General features: G+C 56.2%; 19 protein-coding genes. 16 read left to right on the forward strand and 3 right to left on the reverse strand.

Translation table 11 applies throughout. The annotated features are described in order from the left end of the window. A partial coding sequence (gene eno, locus PMI17_RS22565; protein WP_007893215.1) for a phosphopyruvate hydratase occupies nt 1-941 on the forward strand: 941 nt, incomplete at its 5' end. A gap of 149 nt (nt 942-1,090) precedes the next feature. Continuing rightward, on the forward strand, nt 1,091-1,762 hold the full coding sequence (gene queE, locus PMI17_RS22570) for a 7-carboxy-7-deazaguanine synthase QueE (protein ID WP_007893217.1): 672 nt from the start codon (nt 1,091-1,093) through the stop codon (nt 1,760-1,762). 83 nt (nt 1,763-1,845) lie between these two features. Here queE and queD read toward each other — a convergent pair whose 3' ends face one another. Beyond that, nucleotides 1,846-2,205, reverse strand: coding sequence for a 6-carboxytetrahydropterin synthase QueD (gene queD / locus PMI17_RS22575; protein ID WP_007893219.1), 360 nt, complete (start codon nt 2,203-2,205; stop codon nt 1,846-1,848). A 297-nt stretch (nt 2,206-2,502) separates the two neighbouring features. Here queD and cysJ point away from each other — a divergent pair, with 297 nt between their 5' ends. Genes cysJ through PMI17_RS22590 form a run of 3 tightly spaced genes read left to right on the forward strand, consistent with a single transcriptional unit; the run spans nt 2,503 to nt 6,760 of the window. Next, nucleotides 2,503-4,305, forward strand: coding sequence for an NADPH-dependent assimilatory sulfite reductase flavoprotein subunit (cysJ, locus tag PMI17_RS22580; protein WP_007893221.1), 1,803 nt, complete (start codon nt 2,503-2,505; stop codon nt 4,303-4,305). Next, nucleotides 4,305-6,029 (forward strand): assimilatory sulfite reductase (NADPH) hemoprotein subunit, encoded by a 1,725-nt coding sequence (cysI, locus tag PMI17_RS22585; RefSeq protein WP_007893223.1) that lies wholly within the window; start codon nt 4,305-4,307, stop codon nt 6,027-6,029. The genes cysJ and cysI overlap by 1 nt, the downstream gene beginning before the upstream one ends. Continuing rightward, nucleotides 6,026-6,760, forward strand: a complete 735-nt coding sequence (locus tag PMI17_RS22590) for a phosphoadenylyl-sulfate reductase (RefSeq protein WP_007893224.1) — start codon at nt 6,026-6,028, stop codon at nt 6,758-6,760. Before cysI ends, PMI17_RS22590 begins: the two co-directional genes overlap by 4 nt. A gap of 144 nt (nt 6,761-6,904) precedes the next feature. Here PMI17_RS22590 and PMI17_RS22595 read toward each other — a convergent pair whose 3' ends face one another. Both PMI17_RS22595 and PMI17_RS22600 read right to left on the reverse strand, forming a co-directional pair. Further along, nucleotides 6,905-7,189 (reverse strand): YciI family protein, encoded by a 285-nt coding sequence (locus PMI17_RS22595; protein ID WP_007893226.1) that lies wholly within the window; start codon nt 7,187-7,189, stop codon nt 6,905-6,907. A 9-nt stretch (nt 7,190-7,198) separates the two neighbouring features. After that, complete coding sequence (locus PMI17_RS22600) at nt 7,199-8,221, reverse strand: aminopeptidase (protein WP_007893228.1); 1,023 nt, start codon at nt 8,219-8,221, stop codon at nt 7,199-7,201. A 248-nt stretch (nt 8,222-8,469) separates the two neighbouring features. Here PMI17_RS22600 and cysG point away from each other — a divergent pair, with 248 nt between their 5' ends. The 11 genes from cysG (at nt 8,470) to PMI17_RS22655 (ending at nt 18,240) form a co-directional block, all read left to right on the forward strand. Further along, nucleotides 8,470-9,885, forward strand: coding sequence for a siroheme synthase CysG (gene cysG / locus PMI17_RS22605; RefSeq protein ID WP_007893230.1), 1,416 nt, complete (start codon nt 8,470-8,472; stop codon nt 9,883-9,885). 9 nt (nt 9,886-9,894) lie between these two features. Then, nucleotides 9,895-10,803, forward strand: coding sequence for a sulfate adenylyltransferase subunit CysD (gene cysD, locus PMI17_RS22610; RefSeq protein WP_007893231.1), 909 nt, complete (start codon nt 9,895-9,897; stop codon nt 10,801-10,803). Between the two features lie 10 nt (nt 10,804-10,813). After that, nucleotides 10,814-12,241 (forward strand): sulfate adenylyltransferase subunit CysN, encoded by a 1,428-nt coding sequence (gene cysN / locus PMI17_RS22615; protein ID WP_007893233.1) that lies wholly within the window; start codon nt 10,814-10,816, stop codon nt 12,239-12,241. Then, entirely contained in the window at nt 12,241-12,846 is a 606-nt protein-coding gene (gene cysC, locus PMI17_RS22620) for an adenylyl-sulfate kinase (protein WP_007893235.1), read from the forward strand. Before cysN ends, cysC begins: the two co-directional genes overlap by 1 nt. 55 nt (nt 12,847-12,901) lie before the next feature. Continuing rightward, nucleotides 12,902-13,222, forward strand: coding sequence for a DUF3561 family protein (locus PMI17_RS22625; protein WP_007893238.1), 321 nt, complete (start codon nt 12,902-12,904; stop codon nt 13,220-13,222). Between the two features lie 171 nt (nt 13,223-13,393). Then, complete coding sequence (ftsB, locus tag PMI17_RS22630; protein ID WP_007893240.1) at nt 13,394-13,711, forward strand: cell division protein FtsB; 318 nt, start codon at nt 13,394-13,396, stop codon at nt 13,709-13,711. Between the two features lie 3 nt (nt 13,712-13,714). Further along, the gene (gene ispD / locus PMI17_RS22635) at nt 13,715-14,431 is read left to right on the forward strand and encodes a 2-C-methyl-D-erythritol 4-phosphate cytidylyltransferase (protein WP_007893242.1); all 717 of its coding nucleotides are present in this window, start codon (nt 13,715-13,717) and stop codon (nt 14,429-14,431) included. Next, nucleotides 14,431-14,913: a 2-C-methyl-D-erythritol 2,4-cyclodiphosphate synthase gene (ispF, locus tag PMI17_RS22640; RefSeq protein ID WP_007893245.1), complete on the forward strand. Its 483-nt coding sequence runs from the start codon at nt 14,431-14,433 to the stop codon at nt 14,911-14,913. The genes ispD and ispF overlap by 1 nt, the downstream gene beginning before the upstream one ends. Then, nucleotides 14,910-15,953, forward strand: coding sequence for a tRNA pseudouridine(13) synthase TruD (gene truD, locus PMI17_RS22645; protein ID WP_007893246.1), 1,044 nt, complete (start codon nt 14,910-14,912; stop codon nt 15,951-15,953). The genes ispF and truD overlap by 4 nt, the downstream gene beginning before the upstream one ends. A gap of 15 nt (nt 15,954-15,968) precedes the next feature. After that, complete coding sequence (locus PMI17_RS22650; protein ID WP_007893247.1) at nt 15,969-17,012, forward strand: LacI family DNA-binding transcriptional regulator; 1,044 nt, start codon at nt 15,969-15,971, stop codon at nt 17,010-17,012. A 157-nt stretch (nt 17,013-17,169) separates the two neighbouring features. Next, a complete protein-coding gene (locus tag PMI17_RS22655) occupies nt 17,170-18,240 on the forward strand; it encodes an SIS domain-containing protein (protein WP_007893248.1) in 1,071 nt (356 codons plus the stop codon). Nucleotides 18,241-18,246 lie beyond the last annotated feature (6 nt).

An 18,246-nucleotide genomic window follows, 5' to 3' on the forward strand; every position in this document is an offset into this window, starting at 1 on the left:
AAGCGGCTGCTGCCTCTAAAGGCCTGCCGCTGTATGCGCACATCGCTGAACTGAACGGCACCCCGGGCAAATACTCTATGCCACTGCCAATGATGAACATCATCAACGGTGGCGAGCATGCCGATAACAACGTCGACATCCAGGAATTCATGATTCAGCCGGTTGGCGCGCCAACCCTGAAAGAAGCCATTCGCATGGGTTCTGAAGTCTTCCATCACCTGGCAAAAGTGCTGAAGTCAAAAGGTATGGGCACTGCAGTCGGTGATGAAGGTGGCTACGCGCCAAACCTGGGTTCTAACGCCGAAGCGCTGGCTGTTATCGCTGAAGCGGTAAAAGCAGCAGGCTACGAGCTGGGCAAAGACATCACTCTGGCGATGGACTGCGCAGCATCTGAATTCTACAAAGGCGGCAAATATGTGCTGGCTGGCGAAGGTAACAAAGCCTTCACTTCAGAAGAGTTCACGCACTTCCTGGAAGACCTGACCAAACAGTACCCAATCGTCTCTATCGAAGATGGTCTGGACGAATCTGACTGGGCTGGCTTCGCATACCAGACCAAAGTGCTGGGCGACAAAATCCAGCTGGTGGGTGACGATCTGTTCGTAACCAACACCAAAATCCTGAAAGAAGGTATCGAGAAAGGCATCGCTAACTCCATCCTGATCAAATTCAACCAGATCGGTTCACTGACCGAAACCCTGGCTGCAATTAAGATGGCGAAAGATGCTGGCTACACCGCGGTGATTTCACACCGTTCAGGTGAAACCGAAGATGCAACCATCGCTGACCTGGCAGTAGGTACTGCAGCTGGCCAGATCAAAACCGGTTCTATGAGCCGTTCTGACCGCGTTGCTAAGTACAACCAGCTGATTCGTATCGAAGAAGCGCTGGGCAGCAAAGCACCGTTCAACGGTCTGAAAGAAGTTAAAGGCCAGGCGTAATCGCCTGAGTATGCTGCCTGCGGGCAGCATCGTCCGAATGAAGCCCCGCCTTGTGCGGGGCTTTTGCTTTTATTTGGCACGAAGCAGCTGTTACTCGGCGCGCAAGATCTGCCATAATCTGCGCCTCAAATTTTAGACGTGAGTGAAAAATGTTCTACCCGATTAACGAAATGTTCCAGACGCTGCAGGGCGAAGGTTTCTACACCGGCGTTCCGGCGCTGTTCATCCGCTTACAAGGATGTCCGGTGGGCTGTAGCTGGTGTGATACCAAACATACCTGGGAAACGCGGGCAGATCGGGAGACCTCGCTGGGCGATATTTTGGTGAAAACCGTGGAGAGCGATGCCTGGGGCAACGCCGATGCCGCGATGCTTCTCGACTCTATTCAGCGCCAGGGCTGGACCGCACGTCACGTGGTGATAACCGGCGGTGAACCGGCGATTTTCGATCTGCGTCCGCTGACCCAAGCATTAGAAGCGGCGGGCTTTGCGTGCCAAATCGAAACCAGCGGCACGCACGAAGTGCAGTGCTCAGAAGCCACCTGGGTGACGGTTTCACCGAAGGTGAATATGCGCGGCGGTTATGACGTGTTGCCGCAGGCATTGCAACGCGCGGATGAGATTAAACATCCGGTGGCGCGTGAGCGTGATGTCGAAGCGTTGGATGCGTTGTTGTCGGGCCTGCATGACGAGAAAAAGCGTATTGTGGCGTTACAGCCGATCAGCCGTGGCGATGCTGCCACCAAACTTTGTATTGAAACCTGTATCGCCCGCAACTGGCGGCTTTCAATGCAGACGCACAAGTATTTGAATATTGCCTGATTTGGCACAGTGCGCACTTTAGATGCGTAGGGTCGCCACTCATGGCGACCTCACTCAACGATTACGGCTTCACTTGCCTGGTCTCAACCGCGATAAACACAACCAGCGGTACAGGTCTCTTTAATCATCACCGCACTCAACTCAGGCAGAATCGGCTTCATCTGATCCCAAATCCACTTTGCCAGCACTTCGCTGGTGGGATTTTCTAAACCTGGGATGTCATTCAGATAGTGATGATCGAGGCGATCGTACAAAGGCTTAAACGCTGCCTTCAGCTCGGCAAAATCCATTACCCAACCGGTATGCGCATCCACTTCGCCGGTGATTTCTAATCGCACCAGGAACGAATGGCCGTGCAAACGCCCACACTTATGGCCTTCCGGCACGTGAGGTAAGCGATGGGCAGATTCAAACTGGAACTCTTTAAATAACGTGGTAGACATAATGGCTCTCAGACTTAAAAACCGCTGAAGTCTACCTGAATTGCAGATTTTTCGCACCCGCTCGCCATGAAAAGGGCATTAAACGACGCAATCCTGCTAAAACGCCTAATTAACTCTTTGAATCATATCGTCTTCATTTACCACTTTTGCTGGTTAACTTTACCCGAAAAACCACTTAGTCATTTTGGTTATTTAATATGTCGAAGGCGTATTTAATCGTTAATATACAGCCCGGTAACCTACGCACTCTTTCGCAACATATTGATCCGGACTTCTGACACTGGAATTTTTAACGCAATGACGACTCAGGCACCAGGTTCACTGCTTCCGTTATCCCCGGAGCAACTCGCGCGCTTACAGGCGGCGACCACGGATTTCAACACCACGCAGATGGCCTGGCTCTCCGGCTATTTCTGGGGCATGGTCAATCAGACGCCGGGTGCGGCTGCCGCGCCAGCGCCTGTTCAGGCCGAAACACCGACCATCACGCTGATCTCCGCCTCGCAGACCGGCAATGCGCGTCGCCTGGCTGAGCAGTTGCGTGATGACCTGCTGGCAGCGAAGCTGAGCGTCAATCTGGTTAACGCCGGCGATTACAAATTCAAACAGATCGGCCAGGAAAAGCTGCTGGTGGTGGTGACCTCCACCCAAGGTGAAGGCGAGCCGCCGGAAGAAGCCGTGGCGCTGCACAAGTTCCTGCTGTCGAAGAAGGCGCCGAAGTTTACCGGCACCGCCTTTGCGGTGTTCGGTCTTGGCGATACCTCTTATGAGTTTTTCAGCAAAGCCGGTAAAGACTTTGATGAGCGTCTGGCGGAACTCGGTGCCGAACGTCTACTGGATCGTGTGGATGCGGACGTTGAATACAAAGAGCAGGCAACGGCCTGGCGCCAGCAGATCACCGAGATATTAAAAGCGCGCGTGCCGAGCGAATCGCCAGCCCAGGCCGCCATCACAGCGGCAGGCAGCGTCAACCTGGTCGACAGCAGCCCGTACACTAAAGAAGAGCCGCTGCTGGCCAGCTTTGCTGCAAACCAGAAAATCACCGGACGCGACTCGGATAAAGATGTGCGCCACATTGAAATCGATCTCGGCGATTCTGGCCTGCGTTACCAGCCGGGTGACGCGCTGGGCGTGTGGTTTGAAAACGATGCTGAACTGGTGCAGGAACTGCTGCAGCTGGTGTGGCTGAAAGGCGACGAGCAGGTTGAGGTGCAGGGCAAAACGCTGGCGCTCACTGAGGCGCTGCAAAAACACTTCGAACTGACGGTTAATACGCCACAAATCGTTGAACAATATGCCGCCCTGTCGCGCAACGATACGCTGCTGGCATTAGCGGGTGACAAGCCAAAGCTGCAGAGCTATGCGCAGAGCTTCCCGATTGTCGATATGGTGCGTCAGGCGCCGACTGAACTGAATCCAGAGCAATTAACCAGCCTGCTGCGTCCGCTGACGCCGCGCCTCTACTCGATTGCTTCTTCGCAGGCAGAAAACGAAACCGAAGTGCATATTACCGTCGGTGCGGTGCGCTTTGAGATCGACGGTCGCCAGCGCGGTGGCGGTGCATCTACCTGGCTGGCGGATCGCATTGAAGAAGAGGGCGAAATTCGCGTCTTCATCGAGCATAACGACAATTTCCGCCTGCCTGCTAATCCGGAAACCCCGGTAATTATGATTGGTCCGGGCACCGGCATCGCGCCGTTCCGCTCCTTTATGCAGCAGCGCGATAACGATGGCGCAGGCGGCAAAAACTGGCTGTTCTTCGGCAATCCGCACTTCACCGATGATTTCCTCTATCAGGTAGAGTGGCAGAAGTACGTCAAAGATGGCTTGCTGACTAATATTGATCTGGCATGGTCGCGCGATCAGGCCGAGAAAATTTACGTACAAGATAAAATCCGCGCCAAAGGTGCGGAGGTGTGGAGCTGGTTACAGGAAGGCGCGCACCTTTACGTCTGCGGCGATGCCAATCGCATGGCAAAAGACGTTGAGCAAGCATTACTGGATGTGGTGGTCGAACACGGCGGCATGGATCGTGAAACGGCTGATGAATTTTTAAGTGAGCTGCGCATTGAGCGCCGTTATCAGCGAGACGTTTACTAATGAGCGAAAAACATCCTGGACCGCTGGTCGTTGAAGGCAAGCTGGTCGACGCTGAGCGTCTAAAAAAACAGAGTAACTACTTGCGCGGCACCATCCTCGACGATCTCGACGATGGCCTGACCGGCGGCTTCACCGGCGATAACTTCCTGCTGATCCGTTTTCACGGTATGTACCAACAGGATGACCGCGACATTCGTGCCGAGCGCGCGGCGCAGAAACTCGAGCCGCGTCACGCCATGATGCTGCGCTGCCGTCTGCCGGGCGGCATCATCACGCCAACGCAGTGGCTGGCGATTGATAAATTTGCCAGCGAAAAAACCATTTACGGCAGCATCCGTTTGACTAACCGTCAGACCTTCCAGTTTCACGGCATTCTGAAGAAGAACGTGAAGCCGACGCACCAGATGCTGCACGAAGTTGGACTCGACGCGCTGGCGACCGCCAACGACGTTAACCGTAACGTGTTATGCACCTCGAACCCGGTGGAATCAGAGCTGCATCAGGAAGCGTACGAGTGGGCGAAAAAGCTCTCCGAACATCTGCTGCCGCAAACCCGTGCATACGCTGAGATCTGGTGGGACAAAGAGAAAGTCGCCACCACGGATAAAGAGCCGATCCTCGGTGAGACTTATCTGCCGCGTAAATTCAAAACCACGGTAGTGGTGCCGCCGCATAACGATGTCGATCTGCACGCCAATGATTTGAACTTCATCGCCATCGCTGAGAACGGCAAGCTGATTGGCTTTAACCTGCTGGTTGGCGGTGGTTTGTCGATTGATCACGGTAACAAAGCCACCTACGCACGCACCGCCAGCGAGTTTGGCTTCCTGCCGGTAGAGAAGATTCTCGACGTGGCGGCCGCGGTGGTGACCACGCAGCGCGATTGGGGTAACCGTACCGATCGTAAAAATGCCAAGACTAAGTACACGCTGGAACGCGTCGGTGTCGAAACCTTCAAAGCGGAAGTGGAAAAACGTGCCGGCCTGACGTTTGAACCGATTCGTCCCTATGCGTTCACCTCGCGCGGCGACCGCGTTGGCTGGGTGAAAGGCATCGATAAGAAGTGGCACCTGACGCTGTTCATCGAGAATGGTCGTCTGCTGGATTATCCGGGTCGTCCGTTGAAGCGCGGCATCGCCGAAATCGCCAAAGTTCATCAGGGCGATTTCCGTTTGACCGCCAACCAGAATCTGATTGTGGCTGGCGTGCCTGAGAAGCAAAAAGCGCAGATCGAAGCCATCGCCCGTGAACACGGTTTGATGGAAGCGGTAACGGCGCAGCGTGAAAACTCGATGGCGTGCGTCGCCTTCCCGACCTGTCCGCTGGCAATGGCCGAAGCCGAGCGCTTCCTGCCATCGTTCGTCACCAAAGTGGAAGAGATCATGCATAAGCATGGCGTGGGTGAAGAGCACATAGTGTTACGCGTTACCGGTTGCCCGAATGGTTGTGGCCGTGCTTTGCTGGCTGAGTTGGGTCTGGTGGGTAAAGCGCCGGGCCGTTACAACTTACACATTGGCGGCAACCGCGAAGGTACGCGCATTCCACGCATGTACCGCGAGAATATCAACGAAGGCGAAATCCTCGCCAGCATCGACGAGCTGGTGGCGCGCTGGGCAACCGAGCGTCAGGCCAATGAAGGCTTCGGCGACTTCGTGATTCGCACTGGCATCATCAAAGCCGTGGTTGATCCCGCCCGTGATTTTTGGGACTCGGAGGCAGTATGACGGTACTCGATCTCGCAGCACTGAATGGTTCATCAAAAGTTGATCGCATTATGGCGTTGGCAGAAAGTAACGTGCAGCTGGAGAAGCGCTCGGCTGAAGAGCGCGTCAGCTGGGCGCTGGAGCATCTGCCTGGCGCGTTTGTGCTGTCATCCAGCTTTGGTATTCAGGCGGCGGTTTTGCTGCATATGGTGACGCAGCAGAAACCGGACATTCCGGTGATCCTCACCGATACCGGCTATCTGTTCCCGGAAACCTATCGCTTTATTGATGAGCTGACCGACAAGCTCAATCTCAACCTGCAAATCTTCCGCGCTGAGACCTCAGCAGCATGGCAGGAAGCGCGTTACGGCAAACTGTGGGAGCAGGGTGTTGAAGGGATTGAGCAGTACAACCAGATCAACAAAGTGGAACCGATGAACCGCGCGCTGGAAACCTTGGGCGCGCAAACCTGGTTTGCTGGCCTGCGCCGCGATCAATCCGGCAGCCGCGCCAGTTTGCCGGTGCTGGCGGTGCAGCGCGGCGTGTTGAAAATTCTGCCGATTATCGATTGGGATAACCGTCAGGTGCATCAATACCTGCAGCAGCATGGACTGAAATACCATCCGCTGTGGGATGAAGGTTATTTATCAGTAGGCGATACGCACACCACCAGAAAGTGGGAGCCGGGCATGGCAGAAGAGGAGACACGCTTCTTCGGCCTGAAGCGCGAGTGCGGGTTGCATGAAGGGTGATAATGTGCTCGCTGTCCCCCTCCTCGGTCCTCCCCCATAAATGGGGGAGGAAGATGTGCCATATGTGAGTTCTGAAGGGGCATGCGGCAGCGTCTCCTTCCCCCGCTAGCGGGGGAAGGCCGGGATGGGGGACAGCGGGCACCATCAAATCCCTTGCAGCCCCGCAAACTCTTCCGCCGCACGCGTCACATTCACCTTCGTCACCTCATAATGCGCCACCGCGACAAAGGGATCCTCCGCGAGGATGGTATCCAACCGGGCTCGATCGATATCTTTCACCATAATCATGCCGCCGGTGCGCGGATCTTTACGTCCCGCCGCGATAAATACGCCATTAGCAAAGTAGCGATCCAGCCATTCGATATGCGGCGCCAGTAACGCTTCCACTTCCTCTACCGGACGAAAATAGTTCAGAAATACCACGTACATAATAGATCCTTAGGTTGTCGGATTAGCCAGCTCGGTCAGCAGCGGCAGCAAGATCTTCACGCTGTCACGCGTGCGTTGGGTGATGCGGCCAGGCAGCCAACGATCGAGATAGTTGAGGTTATCGCGCTCGGTTTGATGGCGCACGTTGCCCTCCGGAAAATGGTGGGAACGCGCGCGCTGCTGCTGTCCATCTTTGTTGCCCAGCGTCCAGTTAGCGGCAGTGACATCCATTAACGGCATGCCGGCCTTATCAAACGGATTCACGCCCGGATAATCGCGCGCGGTCATAGCGTGGCTGGCTGCGGAGATACCGTAACGGTGTGCCAGCTGCACGGCGCGTGCGCTGGTCTGCTTGCGCACCGCCGAGGGCGTATTGATGCCGCTATTAAAGTAGAGATGATCGCCGACGATCAGACTGTTGAGATCGATCACCAGCAGCGTGTTCTTCTTCTCCTGCTCGCTCATGCGTGCCAGATAATCATCCATGCCGTGCAGGCCCGCCTCACCGGCGCTCAGCGCGACAAAGCGCACGCCGTAGTGCAGCGGCGTTTTGCTCAACGCCTGCGCCAGCTCCAGCATCACGCCAAGTCCGGACGCATTGTCATCCACGCCCTGCAAACGCAGGCCGCCGAGATTGTTATCGGCTTCATGGCGGCTGAGCGGCGTCCAGGTATCCAGATGCGTCACAATCAGGATCTCCTGCGGCACCGCACCTGCGCGCGCAGCAATCACCGAGGTGGCGGTGACTTTATGTGTGCGGCTTTCACCCTTTTTCTCTAGCCATTCATAGCGGGTGTTGAACTGGCGGGTATTACTCTGATAACCCAGCTGGCTGAATTGCTGCTGCAAATAATCGGCGGTGAGCAACTCGGCTGGGCTGCCGCTCATGCGGCCGGGGAAATAGGTTGCGATGTGGCGAAGTTGCTGTTCGGCAAAGTGTCCAGGCGCGCTGATGCTCGCAGCCTGAACAAAGAGAGGCAAACCGCCCGCGAGCAGTGCAGCCAGCACAGTGCGGCGGAAATTAGCAAACATAGTTAGGGTCCTTTTCTGACATCCCGTCATGCTAAAAAAAATCCGAGATAGTATGAAACTGTGATGACGCTTGCACAATTTGAATTGCTCCGAAACACCAGCAATATCATTTGTTAAGCACAAAATGTTATCAGCAATCCTGGGTCGTTATTCCATTCGGTAACTACTCATTCCAATTCGTAATTTCATCTGTCGGAAGGGCGGGACGTATAGTCGCGTTAACTTATTGTAAAACTAGCAAGGTTAACGTGGATTATCTGCCCCTCTTTGCCGATCTCAAAAGCCGTCCGGTGCTGGTTGTTGGCGGTGGCGAAATTGCTGCGCGCAAAATTGAACTGTTGCGGCGTGCGGGTGCGCGCGTGTTGGTCGCGGCGCGCGAACTCGGCCATGAGCTGCAGGCGCTGCTGGATATTAAGGCGATTGAATGGATCGCCCACAGCTTTGATCCGGCACAGCTGGACGGCGTATTCCTCGTGATAGCTGCCACCGATGACAACGCGCTCAATGCACAGGTATTTGAGGCGGCCAACGCGCGCCACAAGCTGGTGAACGTGGTAGACGATCAGCCGAAATGCAGCTTTATCTTCCCATCGATTGTCGATCGCTCGCCGCTGGTCGTGGCCATCTCCTCCAGCGGCACCGCGCCGGTGCTGGCGCGTCTGCTGCGTGAAAAAATTGAAGCGTTACTGCCCGCTAATCTCGGGCAGATGGCCGAAGTGGCGGGGCAGTGGCGCGACAAGGTAAAACAGCGCTATCACCGCATGTCTGAACGTCGTCGTTTCTGGGAGCGTGCCTTTAACGGGCTGTTCGCCAGCCAGATGGCGGCGGGCAATGTGAATGAAGCGCGTCGTACGCTGGATCGCGAACTGGATAACGACAGCGATAATCAGGGCGAAATCACGCTGGTGGGCGCCGGTCCGGGCGACAGCGGTTTGCTGACGCTGCGTGGCTTGCAGGTGATGCAGCTGGCCGATGTGGTGCTGTATGACCATCTGGTCAGCGACGAAGTGTTAGAACTGGTGCGCCGTGACGCCGATCGCATCTGCGTTGGCAAACGCGCCGGCGCGCATTCGGTGCCGCAGGAAGAGACTAATCAGATGCTGGTGAGCCTCGCGCAGCAGGGTAAACGCGTGGTGCGTCTGAAAGGCGGCGATCCGTTTATTTTTGGTCGCGGCGGTGAAGAGTTGCAGGCGGCGCAGGCCGCCGGAATTCCCTTCCAGGTGGTGCCCGGCATCACCGCGGCAGCGGGCGCAACCGCCTACGCCGGAATTCCGCTTACCCATCGTGACTACGCGCAGAGCGTGCTGTTTATCACCGGTCACTGCCAGGCCGACGGCAACGGCATCGATTGGTCGTCGCTGGCGCGCGCGCGTCAAACCTTAGCGATTTATATGGGCACGGTGAAAGCGGCGGAAATCGCTGCCGGGCTTATCGAACATGGGCGCGCGGCCTCCACGCCGGTGGCGGTGATTGGCCGCGGCACGCGTCAGGATCAGCAGGTGCTGACCGGTACATTAGATCAACTGGAAGCGCTGGCTGCGGCCGCGCCCACGCCAGCACTGTTAGTGATTGGCGAAGTAGTGAATTTGCACGGGCAATTGGCCTGGTTCCAACATTCGGCACAGCAGGGGGCTCGCGAGTCCGCCGTTGTCAATTTGGCTTGAGGAAAAATTATGGACCAAAATCGTCTTACTCATCTGCGCCAGCTGGAGGCAGAGAGTATCCATATCATCCGCGAGGTGGCGGCCGAGTTCAGCAATCCGGTGATGATGTACTCCATCGGCAAAGACTCCTCGGTGATGCTGCATCTGGCGCGCAAAGCCTTCTATCCGGGCACGCTGCCATTTCCGCTGCTGCACGTTGATACCGGCTGGAAATTCCGGGAAATGTACGAGTTCCGCGATCGCACCGTAAAAGCGATGGGCGCGGAGCTGCTGGTGCATCGCAACCCGGAAGGTGTGGCGATGGGCATCAACCCGTTCGTGCACGGCAGTGCCAAGCATACCGACATCATGAAAACCGAAGGCCTGAAGCAGGCGCTGAACAAATACGGCTTTGATGCAGCCTTTGGTGGCGCACGGCGTGATGAAGAGAAGTCGCGCGCCAAAGAGCGCATCTACTCATTCCGCGATCGCTTCCACCGCTGGGACCCGAAAAATCAGCGTCCTGAGCTGTGGCACAACTACAACGGCCAGATTAACAAAGGCGAAAGCATCCGCGTGTTCCCGCTCTCCAACTGGACCGAGCTGGATATCTGGCAGTACATCTTCCTGGAAAATATCGAGATCGTGCCGCTGTACCTCGCCGCGCCGCGCCCGGTGCTGGAGCGTGACGGCATGCTGATGATGATTGATGACGATCGTATCGATCTGCAGCCAGGCGAAGTGATCAAACAGCGTATGGTGCGTTTCCGTACCCTCGGCTGCTGGCCGCTAACCGGCGCGGTGGAATCGGAAGCGCAAACGCTGCCGGAAATCATTGAAGAGATGCTGGTCTCCACCACCAGTGAACGCCAGGGACGCGTGATTGACCGCGACCAGGCAGGTTCGATGGAAATGAAGAAACGTCAGGGTTATTTCTAAGGAGACGCAGATGAATACCGTTATTGCACAACAGATTGCCGATCAGGGCGGCGTAGAAGCCTGGCTGACCGCGCAACAACACAAAAGCCTGCTGCGTTTCCTCACCTGCGGTAGCGTTGACGACGGCAAAAGTACGCTGATTGGTCGCCTGCTGCACGATACGCGTCAAATCTATGAAGACCAGCTGTCATCGCTGCACAATGACAGCAAACGTCACGGCACTCAGGGTGAGAAGCTTGACCTCGCCTTACTGGTTGATGGTTTACAAGCCGAGCGCGAGCAGGGCATTACCATTGATGTGGCGTATCGCTACTTCTCCACCGAGAAGCGCAAATTTATCATCGCTGATACGCCGGGACACGAACAGTACACGCGCAATATGGCGACCGGCGCCTCTACCTGCGATTTAGCGATTCTGCTGATCGATGCGCGTAAAGGCGTGCTGGATCAGACGCGTCGTCACAGCTTTATCTCCACGCTGTTGGGCATCAAGCATCTGGTGGTCGCCATCAACAAGATGGATCTGGTGGAGTACAAGCAAGAGACCTTCGAGCAGATCAAACAGGATTATCTCGATTTCGCCGCGCAGTTGCCGGAAGACCTCGATATTCGCTTTGTGCCGATGTCAGCGCTGGAAGGCGATAACGTGGCGACGCCGAGCGTGACCATGCCGTGGTACAGCGGCCCAACGCTGCTCGACGTACTGGAAACCGTGGAGCTGAATCGCGTGGTGGATCATCAGCCGATGCGTTTCCCGGTGCAGTATGTCAATCGTCCCAACCTCGACTTCCGCGGTTATGCCGGTACGCTGGCCTCTGGCGTAGTGAAAGTGGGCCAGCGCGTAAAAGTGCTGCCATCAGGCGTGGAATCGACTATCTCGCGCATCGTCACTTTTGATGGCGACTTACCAGAAGCGGGCGCTGGTGAAGCGATTACGCTGGTGCTGAAAGATGAAATCGACATCAGTCGTGGCGATCTGCTGGTGGATGCCGCCGCCGATCTGCAAGCGGTGCAATCCGCGACGGCGGACGTGGTGTGGATGGCTGAGCAGCCGCTGCAGCCGGGACAAAGCTATGAAGTGAAGATTGCCGGTAAGAAAACCCGCGCGCGCGTGGAGAAAGTCATCCATCAGGTGGAGATTAACTCGCTGGAGAAGCGCACGGTGGATAGCCTGCCGCTCAACGGCATCGGTCTGGTCGAACTGACCTTTGACGAACCGATGGTACTGGATGCCTATCGGCAGAATCCGGTTACCGGCGGCATGATCTTTATCGATCGTCTGAGCAACGTGACGGTCGGCGCGGGCATGATTAATCAGCCGCTGAGCAATGTGCATGCGCAAGCGGGCCAGTTCAGCGATTTCGAGCTGGAGCTGAATGCGTTGGTGCGCCGTCACTTCCCGCACTGGAACGCACGCGATCTGCTGGGCGGTCAGTAATGGCGCAGCACGATGAAAACGTGGTGTGGCACGATCATCCGGTAACGCGTGAGGAACGCGAACAGCAGCATGGCCATCAAGGCGTGGTGCTGTGGTTCACCGGACTTTCCGGCTCGGGCAAATCCACCGTGGCCGGCGCGCTGGAGCAGGCGCTGCATCGCGCGGGTGTGAATACCTATCTGCTGGATGGCGATAACGTGCGTCACGGCCTGTGCCGTGACCTCGGCTTCAGCGATAGCGATCGTAAAGAGAATATCCGTCGCGTGGGTGAAGTGGCGAAGCTGATGGTCGATGCCGGTTTAGTGGTGTTAACCGCCTTTATCTCGCCGCATCGTGCCGAGCGCCAAATGGTGCGCGATCTGCTGGGCGAAGGGCAGTTCGTTGAGGTGTTTGTCGATACGCCGTTAGCGGTGTGTGAAGCGCGCGATCCCAAAGGTCTCTACAAAAAAGCCCGTGCCGGTGAGCTGCGTAATTTTACCGGTATCGACAGCGTGTATGAAGCGCCAGAAGCCCCTGAAATCCATCTGGATGGCGAACAATTGGTTACAAAACTGACCGGCCAATTGTTAGACCTGCTGCGTCACCGCGATATCATTAAATCCTGAATCGACAGCGGCAAATCCTCCCGGGTTTGCCGCGCTTAGCGTCAACAGGATCTCTATGCAGAACGTAACGCCCATGCTAGCCCGTAAAGATGAACGCACCCCGGATGAGCCTCGCTCGTCGCTGCCGGGCGGCGTGTTTGGCTTTCTCTCGTACTGGTGCGCGCTGGCGATTCCGTTCATGCTCTACGGCTCCAACACGCTGTTCTTCTTCCTCTACACCTGGCCGTTCTTCCTCGCGCTGTTACCGGTTTCAGTGCTGATTGGTATCGTGCTGAGCCTGGTGATTCGTACGCATTTATTCTGGAGCGGTATCGCCACAGCGATCGTGGTGGTGTGCCTGTTCTGGCTGCTGTTCTCATTTCTCTCGGGTTGGTAACGCCCACCTGATGTGCAAACGCATCGGCTGGTTACAAAACTTTACCTGCCGTCTCGCGCCTCTCTCTGTCATTATTTGCGCCGATAACTGCTGGTGCGCGGCATTTTCGCCGCCGCAGTGGAGTCCAGCGCCAAGTTATGGGATGATTGGGCCGTTTTTCAGGGGGCGGGGATGGGAAAACTGACGTTACTGCTACTCGTGCTGCTGGGATGGCTTCAATATTCCCTGTGGCTGGGTAAGAACGGTATTCATGACTACACGCGCGTCAACGAAGACGTCGCGTCACAACAGGCGAATAACGCCAAACTTAAAGCGCGTAACGATCAGCTGTTTGCCGAAATTGACGATCTCAATGGCGGCTCGGAAGCGATCGAGGAACGCGCACGCAATGAACTGGGCATGATTAAGCCCGGTGAGACTTTCTATCGTCTGGTGCCAGACCAGAACAAACGTAACGCGCAACAAGCTGCGCAAAATCAACAACGATAAGCCATGAACAAGCGCCCGATCCTTGCGGATGTGATTGCCGTGGTGCCCGCCGCAGGTGTGGGCAGCCGTATGCAAGCTGCCTGCCCAAAACAGTATCTGACCATTGGTCAATTTACCCTTCTTGAACATAGCGTTGCGCGCTTGCTGGCTCATCCGGCGGTAAAACAGGTCATTGTGCCGGTAAGCAGCGATGACGGCTGGTTCGATTCACTGCCGCTGGCGCAGGATTCCCGCGTGGTAAGAGTGACCGGTGGCGACACGCGCGCTGAATCTGTGCTGGCGGGATTAAAGGCCATTCAGCATCACCAATGGGTGCTGGTGCATGATGCCGCGCGCCCGTGCCTGCATCCGGACGATTTAGCGCGCCTGCTGGCGGTACGCGAGTACAGCAACGTCGGCGGGATTCTGGCGGCGCCGGTGCGCGACACCATGAAGCGCGGCGAACCAGGCAAAGCGGTCATTGCTCATACTGTTGAACGCGAAGACTTATGGCACGCGTTGACGCCGCAATTTTTCCCGCATCAACTGCTTACCGCTTGCCTGACGCGCGCACTCCATGAAGGCGCTACCATTACCGATGAAGCGTCGGCGCTGGAGTATTGCGGTTATCACCCGGAATTGGTGAGTGGACGCAGCGACAATATTAAGGTGACGCGGCCAGAAGATCTGGCGCTGGCGGCCTTCTATCTTACCCAGATTCAGTTACAGGAGAGCGCATGATGCGTATCGGTCACGGTTTTGACGTTCACGCTTTTGGCGGCGAAGGTCCGTTAGTGATTGGCGGGGTGCGTATTCCCTTCGAACACGGTTTTATTGCCCATTCTGATGGTGATGTGGCGCTGCATGCGTTGACGGATGCCTTGCTCGGCGCGGTGGCGATGGGCGATATCGGCAAGTTGTTCCCGGATACCGATCCGGCGTTTAAAGGCGCTGACAGCCGCGGTTTGCTGCGCGAAGCCTGGCGTCGGATTCAGCTGAAAGGCTATCGCATCGGTAACGTTGATGTGACCATCATTGCGCAGGCACCGAAAATGTTGCCGCATGTGCCGCAGATGCGCGTCAATATTGCCGAAGATCTCGGTTGCCATATGGATGACGTCAACGTGAAAGCCACCACCACCGAAAAGCTCGGCTTTACCGGTCGCGGTGAAGGCATTGCCTGTGAAGCGGTTGCGCTGCTGATTAAGGCCGATCGGGCATGAGTGAGTTGCATTACCTGCACGGCGTGCCCAATGCCAGCGGCGTGATTAAAGCCAATCCCGAAGATTTTGTCGTGATTGAAGATCTTGGCTATCCCTATGATGGCGAGGGAGAACAGGTTTTAGTCCGCATTCGTAAAATTGGCTGCAACACCCGCTTTGTTGCCGAAGCCATCGCCAAATTTCTTAAGGTGCCGGTACGCGATCTCAGCTATGCCGGCATGAAAGATCGTCATGCGGTCACCGAGCAGACGCTGTGCTTCCGTGTGCCAGGCAATGCGATGCCGAATCTGGCCGGTTTTCAGCTGGAAGGCGTCGAAATCCTGCAGGTGATCCGTCACAAGCGCAAACTGCGCACCGGCGCGCTGGCGGGCAATGCCTTCCGTTTAATCGTGCGCCAAATTTCCGATCGTAGCGACGTTGAAACGCGTCTGCAGCAGATTCAACAGCGCGGCGTACCCAACTATTTTGGCGAGCAGCGCTTTGGTCGCGGCGGTAACAACCTGACGCAGGCAAAATTGTGGGCTGAAGATAAATTCCGCCCGCGCGATCGCAGCATGAAAGGCATTTTACTCTCGGCAGCGCGCAGCCAGCTATTTAACCAGCTCACCAGTGCCCGTTTACAGCGCGATGGCGCACTGGATCGTGCACAGGCGGGAGATGCGTTGCAGCTGGCAGGGCGTGGCAGCTGGTTTGTCGCGCTGGCGGAAGAGTTAGCGGAACTGCAGCAGCGTGTCGATAACCATGAACTGCGTATCACCGCACCGCTGGCCGGACGCGGCGAGCTCGGTACCCAAGGCGAAGTGCTGGCGTTCGAGCGGGAGCAACTGGCGTCGTCGGGCGATCTGCTGGCTTTACTCGATCGTGAACGCGTTGATGCCTCGCGGCGTGCGGCGCTGGTGGTGCCGAAAGATCTGCGCTGGAGCTGGTGGGACGACGTCACGCTAGAGATGCAGTTCTGGCTGCCGGCGGGCAGTTTTGCTACCAGCGTGGTGCGCGAGCTGCTAAGCAACGGCGCAGCAGCACCGATTGGCGACGAATAGGTACATTCGGCGATCATGAGCAAAAATCTTACCATTAAGGATATTGCGCTGCTCGCCGGTGTTTCTATTACCACCGTTTCACGCGTGCTTAACAAGCATGCATGGGTGTCTGAAAAGACCCGTGCGCGCGTCGATAAAGTGATTGCTGAGCATCAGTTCAGCCCCAACCTGATGGCGCGCGGCATGATTTCGCGTCAGAGTTACACCCTTGCGGTGATCGTTTCCGATATCACCAATCCCTACTTCGTCACCTTAGTGGCGCAGATTCAGCAAGCCTGCCTGGCCATTGGCTATAAAATCACGCTATACGATACACAATCCGCCAACCGCAGCGATGGTACGTCAGGCGATGAAAGCGCAATTTTTCAATCGATTATTGATAGCCAAATTGATGGCGTCATCGTGCTTGGCGGCCACAGCGACTTTGCGCCGATTCCGCCAGATTATCTGACGATGCTGGAGACGCTGATGAGCAAAATGGCGGTGGTGGTGGTCGGCCAACCCCATCCCGATCGTCGCTGGCCATGCGTAATGCGCGATCATCAGCATTGTGTTGAGCTAGCGGTTAATCACCTGCTTGCGCGTGGCCTGCGTGACATCGCTTTTATCGGCGGCTCACGCAAAGTGTGGGTGACACGCGAACGCGTCAATCATTTCCGTGCGGCTCTACAGCAGGCGGAAATCACGCCGAACGACGCGTGGATTTGCTTGAATAACTTCTATCCGCAACATGGCTATCAAGCGATTGAAACGCTGTGGGATCTGCCAGAACCGCCGCAGGCGCTGGTCGCCATCAACGATCGCGTGGCGATGGGGGCCATTCGTGCGCTTAGCGATCGCGCTATTCAGGTACCTCATCAGGTGGCCGTTATCAGCTGCGAACGTTTCCCCGGCAGCGAATTTTTCATTCCCCGCCTCACAAGCGTAGATCATCAGAACCCGCAGCTTGGGCAGAACATTATCACTATGATGATGGCGCAGCTCGACGGAAAATCATCTCAAGAAAATCAACAAATTGTCCCGCCAACGCCGCTATTAATCCTCGGCGAATCAGCTTAACCTGTAACTTAATCCCTTAATTTTAAATAAGTTACGCTTTGTAATCGCGATCTCATTTTCACCATTCCTGCGTTGACTTAATCTGCGCCATTAAATAAGTTTGCTTGCAACCTGAAAACGTTTTCAGTTTTTCAGGAGAACTGTTTAAGGAGCAGTAATGAAACCCACCATGATGACTTACATCCACCAGCAGCCTGAGGTGCTCAGCCACCTGCTGGCATGCTATCCAGATGATTTGCCCGCGCTCGGTGCAGCAAAATCGGTGCTGGTGCTCGCCACGGGTTCCAGCATCAATGCCGCCCTCAGCGCTAAATATTATGTGGAGCGTCTAACAGGCGTGCGGATTAGCGTGCAGGAGCCATTTCATTTCCAGCATTACGAGCAGTGGGATCCGGCCATCGATCTGGTAATCGCCATTTCACAAAGCGGCGAGAGCACTTCAACCCTGGCAGCCATTGCCGCCCTCAAGCAACAGCATGGCGTGGCAACCTGGGGCATCACCGGCAAGCTGGCCAGTCCGTTGGCGCAGGCGGTGGATCATGCGGTGGAGATTAAAAGTGGCGAAGAGCGCGTCGGTTACGTCACCAAAGGCTATTTAGCCACCGTAATGATGCTGATGCTGATCGGCCTGCACAGCGCGCGTCAAAGCGGCCGTATCACCGCGCAACAGGAGCAGCAGGAGTTTGCGATGCTGCAGCGCGGCGCGACGGCGATTCCAGACATTATTGAACGTACTGAAATTTTCTGGCAGCGCTGGCAGGCGGATCTCACCGCCGCACCACGTTTTATCTCCATCGGCTTTGGACCGGCACTGGGTGTGATCAAGGAGATGGAGACCAAGTTCAGTGAAACGGTGCGCGTACCATCGCAGGGCATTGAGCTCGAAGCATTCATGCACGGCCCGTATTTCGAGATAAACCCACAACACCGTCTGTTCTTTATTGATGTTGATGCGCCGGTACGCGAGCGCCTGCGTCTGCTGCGCGACTATGAACAGCGCGTTACACCACATGTCTGGAGCCTTTGCCTCGGCGAAAGCGATGATGAACGCACGCTGGCGCTGGGGGTGGAAGTGAGCGAGTGGATGGCGCCGCTGCTGCTGGTGATTCCGTTCCAGATTCTGGCGCATCACATTGCGGAAGCGAAGGGTAACAATCTGCCGCAGCGCATCTTCACCGACTTTGGCGTGTCGATGAAGAGCAAAACCAAACCGGGCGATTACGACTAACACCGG

Source organism: Pantoea sp. GM01 (genome assembly GCF_000282675.1).
Classification (GTDB): Bacteria; Pseudomonadota; Gammaproteobacteria; order Enterobacterales; family Enterobacteriaceae; genus Pantoea; species Pantoea nemavictus.